The sequence below is a fragment of the Thermococcus sibiricus MM 739 genome (assembly GCF_000022545.1).
Classification (GTDB): domain Archaea; phylum Methanobacteriota_B; class Thermococci; order Thermococcales; family Thermococcaceae; genus Thermococcus_A; species Thermococcus_A sibiricus.
Genome location: NC_012883.1, coordinates 556,066 through 574,528 on the forward strand (window position 1 = coordinate 556,066; position 18,463 = coordinate 574,528).

Sequence of the window (18,463 nt, forward strand, 5' to 3'; positions counted from 1 at the left end):
TTAGGTAAATGCCATTTTTGGTCATTAGAGGAAAAAGAAGGCTTTTCTAATCGTTAGAAAGGGTCTGAAAGCGAAAAGTATATAAACCCCAAGGCACCTATAGGTAATGAAGAATACCATAGTTAGGGGTTTAACCCCTACGAGGTATTGGAGGTGTGAAGATATGAAAGCAAGAAAAATAATTGCACTGGGTGTCGGCGCCCTTGTAGCAGGGGGCCTTGGAGCAGTAGCTGCTCAAAACGAGAATGTATATGCTGGTCTTAATATTGAAAAAGCCGTAATTGCCTTCCCAACAACCGCAGAGGTTGACGGACAGGTTGTCCACGTTAAAGAAGATGGATTAGCAGCTGCAAGGCTCGCCTTGACACTATTCCAAGACTCAATCACATCAACAGAGGTAGAAGTAAAAGCCAAAGACACACACATGACAGAAGCATTTCAAGATGATGACAATGGATGGTGGTTCAATGCAGCTGAATACGTTCCAGACTTTGAAACATTCCCCTACTCAATAGAGGTTCCAAACACTACAACGCCTGCTGGTGAAAATATAACAATCTGGTTTGACTGGTCTAGGATAGATGCAAACACAACTGAAGAGACTTTCACAATTAACAGCACCACAGCAAACCCAGCAATAAAGATCTACTTTGGAGAAGATATAAGCCCATTCCCAGACTTCCCTGGAAGTGCCGTTTATTTAAATGATACTGCATACTTCTATGACTCAGACTCTTCAGAGCCACTCCAAACCTATGAAGTTGGCGTCCCCGTTACAGACATAGAGAGATGGGACATACAATTCATCGACTATGAGCTTACAACCCCACCAAGAGCTCTTGTACAAATCAAAGGCCCAGGTGCAGACAGTGCAGACCTCGTAATCATGAACAGGAGTGTTGACTACTTCTTGTACGTGGATGAAAATGGCAACAACGTGATTAAGACATTGAGTGAGTTAGAGAGTGACTACGGTGTCACAGGGGTAACAAACGTAACTAAGGAACTAGAAAAGGACAAAATTGAGAACTTCGTACACATGAGAATCGGTGATACATTCTTCGGTGTCCTTGGAAGCCAGTACATCTACGTTGACTGGGAACACTACTGGTTCACAGATGAAGTTGAAAAGGGAGAGCCAGTAGTAGACAACTGGTTGCTTAACTGGACAGGGGAAGGAGATTCAGTTTGGGTTTACTTTAACGGTACAGCAACCCTTGACTTTGGTGAAGGCTTTGAAATTGCAGATCTTGATGTCTTCCTCACTACAGAGGATGGAACAGACTACCGCCTTGTCTGGTACACAGAGAGAGTTGTTGACACCTACACCCAATACATGATCCCATCAATCGACCCATACGCAGTTGCAGTTCCAGACTATGAAGTTGACTTGACAGAGTTCAACGTTGCTGAAAACACCAAGGATGTCTACATCATCGGTGGATGGGTAAGCAACAAGGTCTGGGCTCAACTTGAAGAGGTCTTCGGCGAAGAGAAAGTTGCAGAGTGGAAAGAGGATGTCATGGACGAGGACGGCTACGCATTAATCGTTGAGCCACTTCCAAACGACCCAGACAACTACGTCATCATAGTTGCAGGACAAGACTACATGAAGACAGCCGAAGCAGTTGACGAACTCATAGACCTTATAGAATCAAACTGAAGGCTTTAGCCTTTTCTTAATTTCTTTTTAACTTTGTATTTTTATAGAACCCTGATTTGGATTTTTAGATTTTTGTAATCTTTTTGTAGAATTCCCTTTCTCTGGGATCTAACAGTTTTAGAAATTTTTCCTTGTTTTCAAAGGGCCTTTGTGCGAGAATCTTAATTATTTTCTTCTTGCCGAGTCCTGGAAGATAACCAAGCACTTTGGAACTTTCTCGATTCACGTTTATGGGAATCGGAATTCCCGTTATGCTTCTAAATCCATGACCAACTATCACAACATCGTAGAGCTTATTGAGCTCTATCTCCTTCGGAATTCCCACTATAAGGGGGTAACTTCCTATCTGCCGGCCGTAAGTTAAACCATTATCAAAAACTTCTGCCCTGACTTCTCCCAAAATCGTACCCACAGGAACCAAGCGTTTGAGCATTGGATAATCTATCTCATGTCTTATTTTGTATTTGTAGTGGTGGATGAGTTTTTTATGCTTTTCAGTCTTTATTTTTTCTCTCATGTTCCATAATGGAGTTCCTGGAAACACCACCACCTGTCGAATGTTTATCCTTCTTATTAGAAGACCATCATCAAGAATTTTCTTTAAAAACTCGTAGGTAAGCTCATAGGTTTTCTTAGTCTCTCCGGGCAGGCCAAAAAGAATGTTGATTCCCGGTAACAGCAAGGGCATGCCATTGTAACCCCTTTTTGCTCCCACTTTGTTTAAGATTTTCACAGCTTCGTAAGTTTCCTCAGGGGTTGAGTTTAGGTTATTAAGTCTTGCTACCTTTGGATCGGCAGTTTCAAGGCCAAAGGCAACAACATTCCCGGGGGTTCCATATTCAATCAGGGCCTTTGCTATCCTGATACTTTCCTTGGGATAATTTGCTATTATGGCCGGGTTTGCGTTATCAACGTGGAGTGTTTTTATTTTCGGTGCAACAGCCCTTATACCTTTAAAGAGTTTCTCAATGGCTTCAGGATTTGGGATGGGCACTCTGCTATCTGGCTTCGCCATATATGAAAAGATACAGCTCTGCCTTCCTATTCTGAAGTGCTTCACACCCAAATTGTAAAGAATCTCGACTTCTTTTACAATATCCTCAATTGGCCTATCTTCAATTGTTTTATATCTCACAGGCTCAGTGCAAAAACTGCATCCCCCTATGCCAGCGGCCTTTGGACATCCCCTTTGGCTCTCGATTTCCACTATAACAAACTCTGGATAGTCTGGGAACTGCTTTACGACCTCAGCTCCAAGGAGGGCGTAGTCCCTCAATTCCGAATAACTCCTGAAGCGGAAGGGGTTTGCATCTTTGGGATTTGTGAGGAAATCATAGAGGAAGGCCTCCAAGTCGCCGTAAACTATGTGATCGAAAACATTCTGGGCAAGCATGAGTTCTCTTGAGCTTATCCTAGTTCCTCCTTCATGAGCCGAACCCATAAAAGCCGGCCCTCCGAGGATTTTAACGCCTCTAAAGGGTTTTATGAACTTTGCAACCTCCTCTACCTGGGAAGGAACCGCAGAAAGGTATTTGCCCGGGGTGTGCAAGCCGCCAATGTAAACAATCACATCGGCCTTCTCGAGGATTTTACCTGCCTTTGCAACATTGGGAGTTTTGTTCTTGGTTTTTATCCCTTGCTCGCCCTCAAAGGTAAAGCGTAAGTCGTCGATTGTCAAGTAGAATACCCTAGCATCTTTTCTGGCCTTTTTTATTGCCCCATAAGCGTACCTAGGGTAGATTCCCAAATAGGGTGGCACTCCAAGCCCCGCTGGTTCATCAGTGTAGCCATCTATTATCGCAACTATCATCATGGATGAGTCTGCCATGTCTTTTAAAAACCAATCGCATGTCAAAAGGTATAAATGCTAGGACTACCATTATATACATAGGTGAACTATATGATGCACCAGCGTTTTAAAACCAAAGAAGAAAAGTCCAAATTCAAACAAATTTTGGAGGCTATATCAAAGCTCGGCACTAAGGAACTCCTTGTGTACTGGATGGATCAGGAGGTAAAGGAAGCGGAAATGTACCATAGGCTTTACGCAATAAGTAGTGAGGTTAACTGGGATGAGAAAGTTTCAAAGCTTTTCTTGGATATGTACAACGATTGTCTGGAACACGCTGAGACACTGCTAAAGCTTTATCGTACGATGTATCCAGATGAGGAAGTTATTAAGGTCGATCTCCCTGCCTTAGAGGTAGAGCTGTCCGAGAAACGCTTGAGGGATTTGGTGTATCAAGGGAGACTTCAAGAGATCCTCGAATACCTGATGGGTACGGAGAAAATCGCACACGACGTTTATGAATACTTGGCGAAACAAACTACCGATGAAGAAGTAAAGGCGATCCTCAAATGGCTGGCCGAAATTGAAAATGGACATTATGAAAGGCTGAGAAGCCTCTACGCGGAGCTTTTCGGAGAGAACCCTGAAGAAGAAAAGTGAGAGAGTTCACCGGATGATGTGTTTACCCTTTAGGTAAGCCTCTATTTCCTTAATCTCTTCAGGAGAGAGTTGAAAGACCCTTTTGTTGGCATGAGGGGTCCTCCCAATAAGAGGTTTAAGTTTCTTGAGCGTATCTTGGAGGATTCGTTATGTTTGGAAGCTTAATGTTTTTAAATTTCAAAATCCAATTTTTAAGGGTGATATAGTGTCGGAAGTATTTTCCTCTGTTAGTCGTATTCTCCAAAAGTGTCTCGAAAAGCTCCCACAAATGACCCCTGGAGAATTGCTCTCATACAAGATAAAAGCTGAAGTTGAAGAAGCTGAGGTATATTATCGGCTGTACGAGCTGAGTAAAGAAATGATCTGGAATGAAGAGATCCCTAAAATTTTCTACCAGCTCTATCAAGAGAACCTTGAACACGCAGAGAAGCTTCTTGAATTTTACAAAAAGATCTTTCCAGGAAAAGAACCTGTCCCAGTCGATCTTCCGTCCATAAAACCTGTTTTAACTGAAGAAACATTAAAAGATTTTCTTGAAAAGGCTAGGCTTGAACATCTTATTGAAATTCTGATGAAAAATGAAAAAATGGCTAAAGAAATTTGTGAATATGTCTCCACTACAGCAGAAAACCCAGAGGTAAGGGAACTTGCTCAATGGTTAGCGAAGAGAGAAGAAGAGCGCTACAACAGACTCAAAATAATTAAAAAATTATCCGCTGCTAAAAGGGAAGTTTCTAATCAATAAGGCTCTCATTTCGGAGGAATTCTTCAATGTCTTTTATATCTTCTATAGATAATTGGAAAACTCTCTTGTTGCTATGGGGGACGCGCTCAATAATGGGTTTGAATTTTTTGAAATCTTCCCTTGTTAGCCCCAGCATGTGATAGGAATCTTTCAAAGCTTTGCTTGCCAGTTTTCTTCTGTGCTGGAAGAGGGCTTTCACGAGGTTTTCATTTAGCTCGATCTGTTCATCTTTGGGTTTGGGCTCCATCACTATTACTGCAGAATCGACTTTTGGCTTTGGATAGAATGCTCCCCTGCCAATCCTCTCGACGAGATCAACGTTCACTTTGGCCTGCACCATAACTGAAAGGCGGGAATAATTTTTATCTCCCGGTTTTGCCACCATTCTCTGGGCAAATTCGAGCTGATAAATGAGCACAGCCCTCTCAAAATCATACTTCAAAAGCTTAAAGGTTATTGGAGACGAAATCTGATATGGTAGATTGGAGACCACCTTATTAAACTCTGGGAATTTAATTTTTAGAGCATCTCCTTGCATGATCTCCACATTACTCCAGTTGTACTCCTTCTTTAGGATTTCAATTATCCGCGAGTCCTTCTCTATGGCGTAAACTTTTCCAGCCCTTTTGGCAAGTTCGTCGGTAAGTACACCTAAGCCGGGCCCTATTTCAAGAATAGTTTCGCTATTTTTTATTTCTGCCCTTTCCACCTCTCTTTTGATGACATCTCCCACTATCAGAAAATTTTGCCCGAGATCAGAGTTCGGCTTTAGGTTGTATTTAGAAATTAAAGAAAAGACCTTGGAGTACATCTCTACTCCCTAAATATCCTTCTTGAACCAACAAAAAGTCTGTAGCGGTCCTTGTTTTCAAGTTCGTCCAATATTCTTTTCGCTATCATCTTCACTGGGTCTGCGAGTCCCTTTACTCTGTGTTTCAGATCATCAAAGCTTTTGAACGGCTCTCTTTGTCTCTCCTCTAAAATGTCCCACATATGCTTCTTTCCTATTCCCGGAAGCAGTTCCAAGCTGTGAAGTCTGTTAGTAATTGGTGGGGCAAGGTTGAAAAACTTCACAAAACGCTCCTCGTTGTTCTTTACAATCTCCTCAAGGATATATGGAAGTTCAGCCTTTGCAGTTGGAGTTAGATTATCGTAGTTAAGTTTTTTGGATATCATGAGCACCTTATCTCTCTCCCCCTTTCCAATGAACACCCTTTCGTAGAGCATGAGATCCGTTTTGGGTATAACTTCCAGAAGGGTAAAGGCTTTTTCCCCCACAACCTGAGCTATAGGTCGTTTCTCCCTAAAATTCTGATGTTCTAAGTCCAGATAGCCTGTGGGAAGATAATCTAATACATATGCATACTCCTCATACTCAATGTTATGTCTCTTTTTATCTACACTTGAAGCATAGGAATGCCTTTTATGATAATAATCCATTGTCTCTCCCCCCAAGAATATACGCTCTAAGGGTTTTTAACACTTTTTGAGAAAATGAAGAAAAAGATAGAAGAGGCTTACTCTCGGTATTTATCTAAAATCTCAAGTATTTTTTCTGCCTCTTCTTTTGTGGGTATGTGTTCTTCTTTGGCAAAAACTATTTTAATGTCGAAATAATCTTTCGGCATTATATCAATGATTTTTGTGGCGGTTCTTTCATCTAACCATTCAAATAAACCAATAAGCTTTTCTCTTAGTTCTTTTGCCTGATCTGCTGAAAGTTTTGAAAATCTTTCAGCATGCTCTAGACTAATCCTTGCTTCGTAAAATATGGGTTCCTCTGGGTTTTCTTTGGCACCTTCTTCTTTCCTTTTGAGTAGTAACTCCTTCGCTTCTGGAATTGAAATGTATTTTTCTTTTATCTTTTTACGGCCTATCATAATCCTCACTTCTGTGGCCTTAAATGAACGGGATGGATGAAGAATGTTTTTACTTTATCTCCATCTGCGAGCTGAACTATATAAGCGTCTCCTCTCTTGCCAATCACTGTCCCTGTTTTCCCGTGAAATCTAGGATCTGGCATCCCCTTCTGATAACTTGGCTCAATAACAATGTGAACCTTCTGTCCAGTTTCAAACTCTTGAAGGAACTTTGTGAGTGCAGGGAGTCCTTTTCTTCTTGGTGACTTGCTGAGTTTACCTCTAGTTTTTCTTCTAATAGTATGGGCTTTTTGAACCATCTCAATCACCTCTCAAAGCTTATATGGAACTTTTAATAAATCACGCGTTTAGGAACGATCTTTTTTCAACTACGGGTCTTTCCCAATATCATAAGCTCATGCGTGCTACCATTTATAAAGTTTTCACTCTCCATCTAGGATATTGAGAACATCAAGCTTTTCACACCATGCATTTTTCCTTAATACCTCTTTGACTGAGGGAATTGTCCTACCTCCATCTCCAGAAATTAGCTCTTTAATATAAAGCCCACCGTCAGTTATTAAACGAAGTTTAAAATGTTTTTCGTCTATCAGCTCTCCCTCAATCTCGTGGATCCTTCTTATTCTCACTAAATTGACTCTTCTACCCAGGACTCTTCTTGGCGTCATTTGATGTATCTCAGCTCTTTTTAACGCTTTAACAACGTTCTCAACTTCTTCTCTGCTAATACCCTCCTCAACACACACTAAGGCTTCATATTCTTTCTTATGGTTTGGTGTGAGAACCTTTTCGGCTTTTTTCGCGCTTATACATTCTAGATCTAAAACCTCTACCTTTCCACTTCTGTTAATCTCTTCAGCAATTTCTTTGAGGTTGATTTTTCTTTTTATCGGTCTTTTTACTTCTACGACAAAGGGTCTTCCATTTCCAAGCATCCTGACATCGATGTCTTCTCTCCCAGCGCCATGAAAAACACATTTTCCGCCTGTGGCCTTTGAGAAAGGCCTGCATATTATTGATGCAACGCTTTCTTTAAACCCTTTTAATGGGGTCTGAGGAATCCCCCTTACAAGCTTTCTATAGCGGCCATATACATGAAGCGGCTTTATTTGAAGCTCTATTCTCTCGGTATAAGGTTCAATTATAAAAACCACATCTGGATTTTCCTTGTTCACCTGTTTTTGTAGAATAATTTCTAGAATCTTTCCAATCTCTCGATTTAATTCTCTGTTGATGGGTTCAGCGTATTTTAAATCAAATTCATTCATTATCTTTTGTTCTTTTTCGAGTATCCCTTTTGGAAATCGTGAGCCTACTAGAAATGTCTCAAATTCCAATCCCATCTTTGAAGCCTTTTCATAGCACATTCTCGCGAGATGATCGACTTTTTTGAAAACCCCTTCACAAAGTTCACATTTTGGAGGTTCAAGAATTGGGCTCTCCCCATTAATTTCCCTCTCCATGTTTAAAATTAATCTTATGGATTTGCCCCTAATGTAGTTTTCACTTTTTCCAAGAAGTCCAAACATTCTCCCCAGGCAGTGATCACAGATTTCATGATTTTCAAGGAGTTGTTTCGCTTTTTCTATTATCATCCTTCGCACCCTTAAACTTTTTAATGCTCTTTCAAACTTCTCTCTATGATGACCAGAAGACAGAAGATAATAAAGCTTTTGGAAGAGCGGGATTATAGTGTGAGTGAACTGGCACTCATGCTTGAGATTAGGGGTAAGGGAAGCAAAAAAATTATTTTAGATGACATAAAAGCAATCGCAAACGTTGTAAAACGTGAAGGCAAAATCCTCTTAATCCAGCCAGCGCAGTGTAAAAAGTGTGGCTTTATATTTAAGCCAGAAATAAAGGTTCCGGGTAGATGCCCAAAATGTAAGTCGGAATGGATAGAAGAACCAAGGTTTAAGATTGGGCTTAAGTGAGAAGATTTATATCTACTATATCAAACTCTCCTTGGCTAACAATTATCAAATGGGAGGTTTCATAATGAGGAAAATTGATGTTTTTATGAAAGAAAAGGGATTAAACATTGGAGATTATGTTGAAGTCATTGAAAAAGAGAATGGGGTTGCAGTTACTCACAGAGGAATTTTGATGCCACCATATGAGCTTTCAAAAGGAGAAACCCTCACAATAAAACTGGATAACGGTTATAACATTGGTGTCCTTATCGATCAGATAGCAGAAATTAGAGTTCTTGAAAGGGCCAAGCCGAAGGAAGAGATTTCATTCAAAGAGGTTCTCCCTAAAAAGCCTGAGCTTCCAAATGTGACCATAATAGGAACAGGTGGAACAATAGCAAGCAAAATAGATTACAAAACCGGAGCAGTACATGCTGCTTTTACAGCTGAGGAGCTTGCAAAAGCTGTGCCGGAGATTTTTGAGATAGCAAACATAACGCCAAGACTTCTTTTCAACATAATGAGCGAAGACATGAAGCCCGAATACTGGAAAAGAATGGCCCATGAAGTTGCAAGGGCCTTGAACAGTGGAGAAGATGGGGTTATAATAGGACACGGAACCGATACTATGGGTTACTCGGCAGCAGCCTTAAGCTTCATGCTTCGCGACTTGGGAAAACCGGTGATTTTTGTTGGTTCTCAGAGAAGTAGCGATAGGCCGTCAAGCGATGCTGCCATGAATTTAATATGTTCCACTAGAATGGCGGTTGAGAATTTTGGAGAAGTTGCTATTGTCATGCATGGAGAGACTGGAGATACTTATTGTTTGGCCCATAGGGGGACAAAAGTTAGGAAAATGCACACCTCTCGGAGAGATGCCTTTAGGAGTATAAATGATGTTCCAATAGCCAAAATATGGCATGATGGGAGAGTTGAGTACTTGAGGGAGGACTATAGAAAGAGAAGCGATAGTGAAGTTTGGGTGGATGACAAGCTTGAAGAAAAAGTTGCACTCATAAAGGTCTACCCGGGTATAACTGGAGAAATCATAGACTTCTTTGTTGATAAAGGCTACAAAGGAATTGTTATAGAAGGTACTGGCTTGGGCCACGCGCCAAATGAAATAATTCCAACAATGGAAAGAGCAGTTGAAGAGGGAGCTATCATTTGTATGACAAGTCAGTGTCTCTATGGAAGGGTTAATCTCAATGTTTACTCCACTGGAAGAAAACTCCTTAAAGCCGGAGTTATCCCATGTGAAGACATGCTTCCAGAGACAGCTTATGTGAAACTTATGTGGGTGCTGGGACATACACAGAACCTTGAAGAGGTTAAGAAAATGATGCTTACAAATTATGCTGGGGAGATAACCCCTTACACAAGGTTTGACACTTATCTGGGGTGATGAAGGTGGAGTTTGATTACAAAAGCTTGGGACTTAAGGTTGGTCTTGAGATTCACAGACAGCTCGACACGAAAAAGCTCTTTTCTGCAGTACCTAGTCAACTTCACGATAACGTTGACTTCACATTTGAGAGACGATTGAGGCCCACTATGAGCGAACTTGGGGAGATTGATCAAGCTGCCCTGGAAGAGTTCAAAAGAGGCAGGGCTTTTGTCTATGAAGGCAATTATAAATATACTGATTTAGTGTATGTAGATGAAGAACCACCCCACATGCCAGATGAAGAGGCTCTAAAAGTGGCCCTTCAAATAACTTATCTTTTAAATGCTATTCCTGTTGATGAGGTTCATTTTATGAGGAAAATCGTTATAGATGGTTCCAACGTCTCCGGCTTCCAGAGAACTGCTATTGTGGGGATGAACGGTAAAGTGGATACTCCTTGGGGGAGTGTTGGAATTCCTACAATCTGTCTTGAGGAGGATGCATGTAGAATTATAGAACAGGGTGAGAGGAAGGCAATTTACAGGCTTGATCGTTTGGGAATACCTCTGATTGAAATTGCAACAACTCCGGATATCCATCACCCTGAGCAAGCAAAGATTGTGGCCAAGTTTATTGGAGATGCACTTAGAGCGACCCGTAAAGTGAAACGTGGCCTTGGAACTATAAGGCAGGATTTAAACGTCTCAATTAAAGGTGGGGCAAGAATTGAGATAAAGGGTGTGCAAGAGCTTGATATGATTCCAGTTATCATAGAACGTGAAGTCCAGAGGCAGCTGAATCTCTTGAAAATTAAAGAAGAACTCCAAAAGAGAGGAGTGAAAGAAGAGGATCTAAAGGAAGAATTCTATGATGTGACTGATATCTTCAGTGGCACTGGTTCTAAGATAATTGCTAGGACTTTAAAGAAAGGCGGGAAGATCTTGGCCATTAAGCTCCCCAAGTTTAGAGGCCTTATAGGCTTTGAGATTCAACCCGGAAGAAGACTTGGAACTGAAATGGCAGACCGGGCAAAGAAATACGTAAAGGGCATATTCCACATAGACGAACTCCCCAATTATGGAATAAGTCAAGAAGAAGTTGATAAGGTTGTTGAGAGGCTCAATCTTGGAGAATTTGATGCATTTGTTCTGGTTGCTGCGGAGGAAGAGATCGCTAAGAAGGCCCTTAGAGAAATTCTTCAAAGGGCCAGAGAGGCCATTAGTGGAGTGCCTGAGGAAACTAGAAGAGCTCTTCCGGATGGGAACACTCAATACATGCGTCCACTTCCTGGAAAAGCCAGGATGTACCCAGAAACGGATATCCCTCCAATATTCATGAGTGAAGAGTTAAAGAAAGAAATTCTCGAAAATCTTCCGGAATACCCACAAGCGAAAGTGAACCGGTATGTTAAAGAGTATAAGATCGATAAGAGTCTAGCACAGACGCTTGTTGATGATGAGAGAGATGAACTCTTCGAAGAACTAATAGCAATGGGTATTAAACCTTCTCTGGCAGCTTCAATTCTTGTGGTTGTGCTAAAAGGCCTCAAAAAAGAGGTCTCCACTGATAACATCACAGAGACTCACATAAAGGATGCCTTCAAACTGCTTCATGAGAATAAGATTGCAAAGGAAGCACTTGAAGAAATATTCAAGGAACTTGCATTACATCCAGAAAAAACAGCTCTACAGGTTGCAGAAGAAAAAGGCCTTACTCTTTTAAGCGAAGGAGAAGTTGAAAAAATAATCGAAGAGATCGTCAGGGAGAACATAGATGTAGTAAAAGAGAAAGGGATGGGAGCAATGGGAATGCTCATGGGAAGAGCAATGGCAAAACTTCGTGGTAAGGCCGATGGAAAACTTGTGAACCAGCTTGTAAGGAAGAAAATTCAAGAGTTTACCTCTTAATTTTCCTTTCTCAATAACTTTTTAAAATTCCATGTTGTATTCTAATCGGGAATCAACATGAGATTTATTCCAGGCCCTATAATAATACCCCGGAAATCCAGAAAGGAAAAACCTGAAAGGGAAAAGAAGACTAAGCCAGCTAAAAAAGAAAAGAAGTTAGTTTATGTATTAATCAAGGTAAAACCGGATCAGTTAATAAGCGAAAAGGCTAGAGAAGTTGAGGAAGTCTTCAAAGGAAAAACCTTCAATAGAGTAGTAAATCCGGATGGGTATACTCTTCTAATGAATGCCCAAAATTTATTTTCCAAGTCAAGTAGGGTTTATGTGGTTGAACTCACAGATGAGATGAATCGCTGGTTTTATTTAGTTCCAAGCGAGGAGAGGATCAAGTTCAAGAACAAGGATAAGTACATGGTATTTTTAATTAAGAAAGATTCTGCCCTTGAAGAAATTGCCAATAAAATTGTTGAGGGGAAGTTAACTAAGAAAAGTACGTTTGAATTGGTTCTAACAGCAATAGAAGTGGCTTTAGGTCTTTTAACCTTTGTAGCAGGATATTTGGCATTTGAAAACGTCATTGATATCTCACAGCTCAGCAACATTGTAGCCTTTGTGTTATTTTTCATCTTCGCACTTCAAAGCATTAAAAAGGGTTACAGAAAGAGGGATTGGGAGGATTGAGGGTCTTACCTCACTATTTCCCAAGCTCAAAGTCCGAAAAACCCACAAGATGTGTCTATTCTGTGGTGTCGACTTCTTCTCTTGCAGAAACCTCAAAAATTCTTGAAAAACGCTTCTCATCTCTCGGAATAAGGCCCGTTAGACTCATAGATCCGGAGTGTTATACTTTGGAAAGTCTTGCAGATTCTCTGTATGGAAGTGAGCATATTGGAATAGTGGAGGTGAAAGGAGAGCTGAACAGGGTGTTCTATCTTTTCCCGGAAAGGATCGAGCTTGAAGATGCTCTTGAGTTCGATGTTTTTGCCCCTGAAGGGTTAAAGTATCTCCTTAAGCTCATATGCAAAGGTAAAATAAATCCAAAAAAGCATAAGAGGTTTCCCGTGGTGACTTTTCTGATTTCTCTAGGCATTGGAGCAGTTGCACCCCTGTTTTTTGAAGCTAAGAGCTATTGGGATTACCTGCTGTCTTCAATCCTAATTGCAGCGCTGGTGCTCTTGGTGACACTCTTAATAGATTATCCTTTCCCAATTTTGTCGTTTAAAGGAGTTAAACCAGTAGAAAGGAAAAAGAAAATAATTACGAAAAATATCCTGCCCTCAGCTTTGGAATCGCTAAAAAAGAAGGAAATAAAACCCTAGCGTCCAAGCTCTTTGTGTGCTTTTGCTAAGTGCTTCGCTGCTATGGCTGCCAATAAAGAAAGTTCTCCTGCTAATACTGCACTCGCAACAATCTCTGCAAACTTCTTTGCATTAGTTCCCGGTGGATTTCCACCGCCAGCAACACCCATAATGCTCAATGCCTCCCTTTGCGTAGGAACTCTTGTTCCCCCACCAACTGTTCCAATTTCAAGGCTAGGCATTGTTATGCTTATGTAGAGATCTCCCTCTGGAGTGACCTCTGCGAGAGTTATTCCGTGGGAACCCTCGGTTATTTGAGCCTCATCTTGACCTGTTGCTAAGAATATAGCCCCCACAATATTCCCAAAGTGAGCGTTAAATCCATAGCTACCTGCTTGTGCTGATCCCACAAGGTTCTTCCTGTAGTTTACCTCCGCTATAAGTTCGGGTGTTGTCTTGAGCTTCCTTTCAACAATCTCCCTTGGAACAACAGCCTCAGCTATAACGGTTTTTCCCCTTCCGTTGATAAAGTTCATCGCATTGGGCTTCTTATCAACGCAGAGGTTGCCCGACAGGGCGAGGTACTTCACATCTGCGAAGTGCTCCTCTATTACCTTCATTATCTCTTCGCTCGCTATCGTGACCATGTTCATACCCATAGCATCTCCCGTTTCAAACTCAAAACGCAGGTAAAGGTTGTTGCCAATGATGTGGGGTTTAACCCTCCTAAGTTTTCCGTGTCTGGTCACTTTAGAAACTGCTTTTTCTTGGAGATATTCGAGGTTTTCTTCAACCCATTGGGCAACCTCTCTCGCTCTCCTTGCATCTGGACATTTCAATAGGGGTGCTCTTGTCATTTTATCATCAATTACTGTTGTTTTAACACCACCAGCAGCAGTCAAAGTAGAGCATCCTCTATTTACTGAAGCAACTAAAGCCCCTTCAGTTGTTGCCAATGGAATGTAAAACTCTCCTTTGGCATATTCCCCATTTATCTTGAGAGGCCCTGCAACCCCCATGGGTATCTGTACAGCCCCTATCATATTCTCAATGTTTTTTCCTATCACTTGGCTGGGGTCTATAGAATAGTGGCCAATGTTTTTTAGGCTTATATTGAATCTCTTTTCTAAGGCCTTTCTTCTAACTTCCGTGGCCAGATGTTTATCATTAGTATATTTTTCTACTTGGTGTAACTTAATCTCTCCTTTAGCGACTTTTTCAATGAGTTCTTCAATGTTCATATTATATCCCCTCCAAAAAGAGATTTTTTCAGACTTTTTTAATCTTTTTAAATATCCACTCTTCAAGGATTTCTCCAGTCTCATAAAACGCTAACGCTGCATCACTTTTTGGCTTGTATCCAAGAATAGGGATCCCCACGTTAATGGACTCGGGGACGTTTTCATCAAATGGGATGATACCTATAACAGGGAGACCAACATTCTGCTCAATCTCCTCCACTATATGCTCAATAATATCCCCTGATTCCATCACCTTATTTAAAACAACGCCAATTTTTAGTCCATATTCTTCTCCAATCATTCTGAGTTTGTTAATTTCATTTTCTACCATTGCTTCAAAGGAATGAATTGGTGATCTCTCAACTTCAACAACTATTATTTGATAATCAGCCACTTCAAATGTTGGTAACGTATCGAAGGGTATTCCTGTAGGGGAGTCAAGAAATAGTACAGGAAATTTGTATTTCATCAGTTCAACTATTTCTCTCAGACGTTTGGGAGAGATTCCTACAACATCTTGCAACCTAGTGCTACCGGGCATTACATTAACAGCAGTTTTTTCATGCTTGTATATTGCCCATTCAGGATCTACATCGGGATTTTTAAGAATGGAGTGGAGTGTGTAACTAACGTTTTCTAGGGCAAAATGAAAACCTAGATTGGGCAAAAAAAGGTCTCCATCTATTGCGAGGGTTCGGTAATCTTTTTGGCCAAAATATACACTTAAATTTGCAGTAGTTGTAGTTTTTCCGGCTCCACCTCTTCCGGTAACGATTATAACGGGCATTGTATTCACTCCTGTTATAGTAAATGCTGATGAGTTCAGTATACAAAGTACTTAACCTATGTATGTAAAGGAAGAAATATAAGATTTTCCATAAAATAGAATGAAGAAAAAATCAGCTTATGAGTTCCCCAAACGCAAATTTCTGTTTCACACTGTTAATGACGATTTCCACTTCATCCCCCACTTTTGTATTAGGGACAAAGACCACAAATCCCTTAATTCTAGCTATTCCATCTCCACCCTTCCCAAGAGCTTCGATTTTCACCTTGTATCTTTCCCCAACTTTTACTGGGGGAAGTTTTGGGGCCCTCCTATCCATTTTCCTCTTTCCAACCTTTCTATCTTCCAATTCAGACACCACCAAACAAGTATCTGCAATCTTATGGTGATAATAGGGGTACTTAAGGTTTTTGGTGTTTAGAACTTAATTTTCAAATCTTTTTATTGTTCAGGTGAGTTATCATACTCTAAAGGGCAAGGTTTTGACAAAAAATTTATATCAAAGATAACCGAGGTATTAATGTTAAAAAATTCATGGAGATGATAACTTTGAACGAAAAAATGCTTGGAATAATGAAGACTAAGCCAGCTTATGGTGCAGAACTTGTTGAAGTTGATGTTCCAAATCCAAAAGAGGGGGAAGTTCTTATTAAGGTTCTTGCGACAAGCATTTGCGGCACTGACCTACATATTTACGAGTGGAATGAATGGGCCCAAAGCAGGATCAAACCTCCCCAGATAATGGGACATGAAGTGGCGGGCGAGGTAGTGGAAGTAGGTCCAGGAGTTCATAATCTCAAAATAGGGGATTATATTTCTGCGGAGACCCACATAGTTTGTGGGGAGTGTTATCAATGTAGGACTGGCAATTACCATGTATGTCAGAATACGAAGATATTTGGTGTAGATAGCGATGGTGTTTTTGCCGAATATGCAATTGTTCCAGCACAAAATGCTTGGAAAAATCCAAAGAATATTCCACCAGAGTATGCAACTCTTCAAGAACCTCTTGGAAACGCTGTTGATACAGTTTTGGCCGGGTCTGTTGCTAGCAAGACTGTTCTAATTACTGGAGCTGGTCCATTGGGTCTTTTAGGAATCACTGTTGCAAAGGCAAGTGGGGCATCCCTTGTCATTGTGAGTGAGCCAAGTGAGTTTAGAAGAAACCTCGCAAAGAAAGTGGGTGCTGATGTTGTCATAAACCCAATGGAAGAGGATGTTGTCAGGGAAGTGAAGGATTTGACTAATGGTAACGGTGTAGATGTTTTTCTTGAATTTAGCGGTGCGCCAAGAGCCCTTGAGCAGGGCCTCCAAGCAGTAACACCTGCTGGTAGAGTCAGTCTTTTGGGATTATTCCCAAAAGAGGTTACTTTCGATATAAACAATTTAGTCATCTTCAAGGCCCTAGAGATCCATGGAATAACTGGAAGGCACTTATGGCAAACCTGGTATACAGTTTCAAATCTTTTGAAAAGTGGAAAGCTTAACTTGGATCCAGTCATAACTCACAAATACAAGGGATTTGATAAGTTTGAAGAGGCTTTTGAGTTAATGAGGGCCGGAAAAACAGGAAAAGTTGTTTTCATTCCATAAAGATATTGGTACGTTTTTATATTTTTTTGTTTATTTTCCACCGCAATTTTTAAGTAACTCTTGTAAGATTTCTCTCGGGGGGTTGATAATGGAGTTAAGTTACCAGGAAAAAGTCACTCTCATCAAGCTTAGAGAGTTGAAAAAAGCAAGCTTTGATGAATTAGTGAAAGAAACAGGTTTGGATCAAGTAGCAGTCATGAGGGCCATTCTATGGCTCCAGAGCAAGGGGCTTGCAAAGCTTCATGAGAAACAAAAGAGAGTTGTAAAAATTACTGAATTGGGAGAAAAATATGCAAAAATAGGCCTTCCAGAAAGAAGGGCCTTGAAACTTCTCGTAGAAAAAGGTAAGGTAACTTTAGAAGACCTAAGAGAAGTTCTTAGTGAAGATGAACTTAGACCTATAATTGGAATTCTTAGGAAGGAGGGTTGGGCAACTGTTAGGAAGGAAGACGATGTTCTTACCCTTGAGCTTACAGAGAAGGGTAAAGAGGCCCTTACCAAAGAAAGGCCCATTGATATTGCATTGAAAGTTCTTGCAGAAAAAAGAGAAGTAGAGGCCAGAGAAATTGAAGAATTGCTTTCATTAAAAGAACTAAAGACCAGAAAAATCGGTGAAGAAGATGCAAAAGCCGAAAGGGAAGTTGAAATTACAGATGAAGGGTTAAGAATTGCTAGTGAGGGACTTGAGCTTAAGGAAGAGGTTTCTATTCTAACTCCAGAGTTAATAAAGAGTGGTGGATGGAAGAATGTAGAATTCAAACATTTCAACATCCATGCTCCTGTAAAAAGACTTTATCCAGGTAAAAAGCAACCTTATAGAACTTTTCTTGATAAAATAAGAAGAAAACTTATAGAGATGGGCTTCATTGAAATGACAGTGGAGAGCTTAATAGAAACACAGTTCTGGAATTTTGATGCTTTATTTCAGCCTCAAAATCATCCTGCAAGGGACTGGACTGACACGTATCAACTTAAATATCCAAAATATGGGTTCCTTCCGGATGAGACACTCGTGGAGAGAGTTAAAGCTTCCCATGAGCACGGTTGGATTACAGGCTCAAGAGGATGGGGATATAAGTGGGATCCAAGAACCGCTATGTTGCTGATGCCAAGAGCTCACGCAACTGCATTAAGTGCAAGACAACTTGGAAAGGGCGTTCAAATTCCGGGGAAGTACTTTGCTATTCAAAGAGTCTTTAGGCCAGATGTTCTTGATAGAACACACTTAATAGAGTTTAACCAGGTGGATGGCTTTGTAGTTGGAGAAACTTTAACTTTCAAACATCTTCTTGGAATATTAAAACGATTTGCAGTCGAGATTGCTGGAGCGAAGAAAGTGAAATTCCTTCCTGATTACTATCCATTTACGGAGCCAAGCGTGCAGATGAGCGCTTACCATGAGGAGCTCGGATGGGTAGAATTTGGAGGAGCGGGTGTATTCAGAGAAGAAATGACCAAACCCCTTGGTATTGATGTTCCAGTAATAGCTTGGGGAATTGGAATTGACCGTTTAGCAATGTTCAAACTTGGGATAGATGATATAAGATACCTCTTTAGCTATGATTTGAAATGGTTAAGAGAAGCAAAGCTGGTGTGGTGA

General features: G+C 40.7%; 19 protein-coding genes. 10 read left to right on the plus strand and 9 right to left on the minus strand.

Annotated elements, in window-relative coordinates:
* Window positions 1-163 precede the first annotated feature (163 nt).
* A complete protein-coding gene (locus TSIB_RS02960; RefSeq protein ID WP_048160230.1) occupies window positions 164-1,663 on the plus strand; it encodes a hypothetical protein in 1,500 nt (499 codons plus the stop codon).
* 64 nt (window positions 1,664-1,727) lie between these two features.
* Here TSIB_RS02960 and TSIB_RS02965 read toward each other — a convergent pair whose 3' ends face one another.
* Complete coding sequence (locus TSIB_RS02965; protein ID WP_048160804.1) at window positions 1,728-3,473, minus strand: radical SAM protein; 1,746 nt, start codon at window positions 3,471-3,473, stop codon at window positions 1,728-1,730.
* Window positions 3,474-3,563: 90 nt separating this feature from the next.
* Between TSIB_RS02965 and TSIB_RS02970 the strand changes: the two genes are divergently transcribed.
* Together TSIB_RS02970 and TSIB_RS02975 are read left to right on the plus strand one after the other, a co-directional pair.
* Entirely contained in the window at window positions 3,564-4,112 is a 549-nt protein-coding gene (locus TSIB_RS02970) for a ferritin-like domain-containing protein (RefSeq protein WP_015848885.1), read from the plus strand.
* 205 nt (window positions 4,113-4,317) lie between these two features.
* Window positions 4,318-4,857 carry a ferritin-like domain-containing protein gene (locus tag TSIB_RS02975; RefSeq protein ID WP_015848886.1) on the plus strand — a complete coding sequence of 180 codons (540 nt, stop codon included), beginning with the start codon at window positions 4,318-4,320 and terminating at the stop codon, window positions 4,855-4,857.
* Here TSIB_RS02975 and rsmA read toward each other — a convergent pair.
* From rsmA to TSIB_RS03000, 5 genes are all read right to left on the minus strand, one after another.
* Window positions 4,847-5,668, minus strand: a complete 822-nt coding sequence (rsmA, locus tag TSIB_RS02980) for a 16S rRNA (adenine(1518)-N(6)/adenine(1519)-N(6))-dimethyltransferase RsmA (RefSeq protein ID WP_015848887.1) — start codon at window positions 5,666-5,668, stop codon at window positions 4,847-4,849. The two genes, TSIB_RS02975 and rsmA, sit on opposite strands and share 11 nt — an antisense overlap.
* 2 nt (window positions 5,669-5,670) lie before the next feature.
* Window positions 5,671-6,297: a DUF655 domain-containing protein gene (locus TSIB_RS02985; protein WP_048160231.1), complete on the minus strand. Its 627-nt coding sequence runs from the start codon at window positions 6,295-6,297 to the stop codon at window positions 5,671-5,673.
* Between the two features lie 77 nt (window positions 6,298-6,374).
* Window positions 6,375-6,737: an RNA polymerase Rpb4 family protein gene (locus TSIB_RS02990; RefSeq protein WP_015848889.1), complete on the minus strand. Its 363-nt coding sequence runs from the start codon at window positions 6,735-6,737 to the stop codon at window positions 6,375-6,377.
* A 5-nt stretch (window positions 6,738-6,742) separates the two neighbouring features.
* The gene (locus TSIB_RS02995) at window positions 6,743-7,036 is read right to left on the minus strand and encodes a 50S ribosomal protein L21e (protein WP_048160232.1); all 294 of its coding nucleotides are present in this window, start codon (window positions 7,034-7,036) and stop codon (window positions 6,743-6,745) included.
* 123 nt (window positions 7,037-7,159) lie between these two features.
* Window positions 7,160-8,332 carry a tRNA pseudouridine(54/55) synthase Pus10 gene (locus tag TSIB_RS03000; RefSeq protein ID WP_015848891.1) on the minus strand — a complete coding sequence of 391 codons (1,173 nt, stop codon included), beginning with the start codon at window positions 8,330-8,332 and terminating at the stop codon, window positions 7,160-7,162.
* Between the two features lie 45 nt (window positions 8,333-8,377).
* Here TSIB_RS03000 and TSIB_RS03005 point away from each other — a divergent pair, with 45 nt between their 5' ends.
* From TSIB_RS03005 to TSIB_RS03025, 5 genes are all read left to right on the plus strand, one after another.
* Complete coding sequence (locus TSIB_RS03005; RefSeq protein ID WP_015848892.1) at window positions 8,378-8,671, plus strand: transcriptional regulator; 294 nt, start codon at window positions 8,378-8,380, stop codon at window positions 8,669-8,671.
* Window positions 8,672-8,735: 64 nt separating this feature from the next.
* A complete protein-coding gene (gene gatD, locus TSIB_RS03010; protein WP_048160233.1) occupies window positions 8,736-10,055 on the plus strand; it encodes a Glu-tRNA(Gln) amidotransferase subunit GatD in 1,320 nt (439 codons plus the stop codon).
* Complete coding sequence (gene gatE / locus TSIB_RS03015; RefSeq protein WP_015848894.1) at window positions 10,055-11,944, plus strand: Glu-tRNA(Gln) amidotransferase subunit GatE; 1,890 nt, start codon at window positions 10,055-10,057, stop codon at window positions 11,942-11,944. The genes gatD and gatE overlap by 1 nt, the downstream gene beginning before the upstream one ends.
* A gap of 57 nt (window positions 11,945-12,001) precedes the next feature.
* Window positions 12,002-12,625 carry a hypothetical protein gene (locus tag TSIB_RS03020; protein ID WP_015848895.1) on the plus strand — a complete coding sequence of 208 codons (624 nt, stop codon included), beginning with the start codon at window positions 12,002-12,004 and terminating at the stop codon, window positions 12,623-12,625.
* Between the two features lie 65 nt (window positions 12,626-12,690).
* Window positions 12,691-13,263, plus strand: a complete 573-nt coding sequence (locus TSIB_RS03025) for a hypothetical protein (RefSeq protein WP_228359825.1) — start codon at window positions 12,691-12,693, stop codon at window positions 13,261-13,263.
* On the opposite strand, the gene hmgA is transcribed toward TSIB_RS03025, so the two are convergent.
* The 3 genes from hmgA to TSIB_RS03040 form a co-directional block, all read right to left on the minus strand.
* Window positions 13,260-14,483: a hydroxymethylglutaryl-CoA reductase (NADPH) gene (gene hmgA, locus TSIB_RS03030; RefSeq protein WP_015848897.1), complete on the minus strand. Its 1,224-nt coding sequence runs from the start codon at window positions 14,481-14,483 to the stop codon at window positions 13,260-13,262. The two genes, TSIB_RS03025 and hmgA, sit on opposite strands and share 4 nt — an antisense overlap.
* 28 nt (window positions 14,484-14,511) lie before the next feature.
* Window positions 14,512-15,270, minus strand: a complete 759-nt coding sequence (locus TSIB_RS03035; protein ID WP_015848898.1) for a MinD/ParA family ATP-binding protein — start codon at window positions 15,268-15,270, stop codon at window positions 14,512-14,514.
* Between the two features lie 112 nt (window positions 15,271-15,382).
* Window positions 15,383-15,589: a TRAM domain-containing protein gene (locus TSIB_RS03040; protein ID WP_048160806.1), complete on the minus strand. Its 207-nt coding sequence runs from the start codon at window positions 15,587-15,589 to the stop codon at window positions 15,383-15,385.
* A 230-nt stretch (window positions 15,590-15,819) separates the two neighbouring features.
* On the opposite strand from TSIB_RS03040, the gene tdh reads away from it, so the two are divergent.
* Window positions 15,820-16,863 (plus strand): L-threonine 3-dehydrogenase, encoded by a 1,044-nt coding sequence (gene tdh / locus TSIB_RS03045; RefSeq protein ID WP_048160234.1) that lies wholly within the window; start codon window positions 15,820-15,822, stop codon window positions 16,861-16,863.
* 88 nt (window positions 16,864-16,951) lie between these two features.
* Complete coding sequence (gene pheS / locus TSIB_RS03050) at window positions 16,952-18,463, plus strand: phenylalanine--tRNA ligase subunit alpha (protein ID WP_015848901.1); 1,512 nt, start codon at window positions 16,952-16,954, stop codon at window positions 18,461-18,463.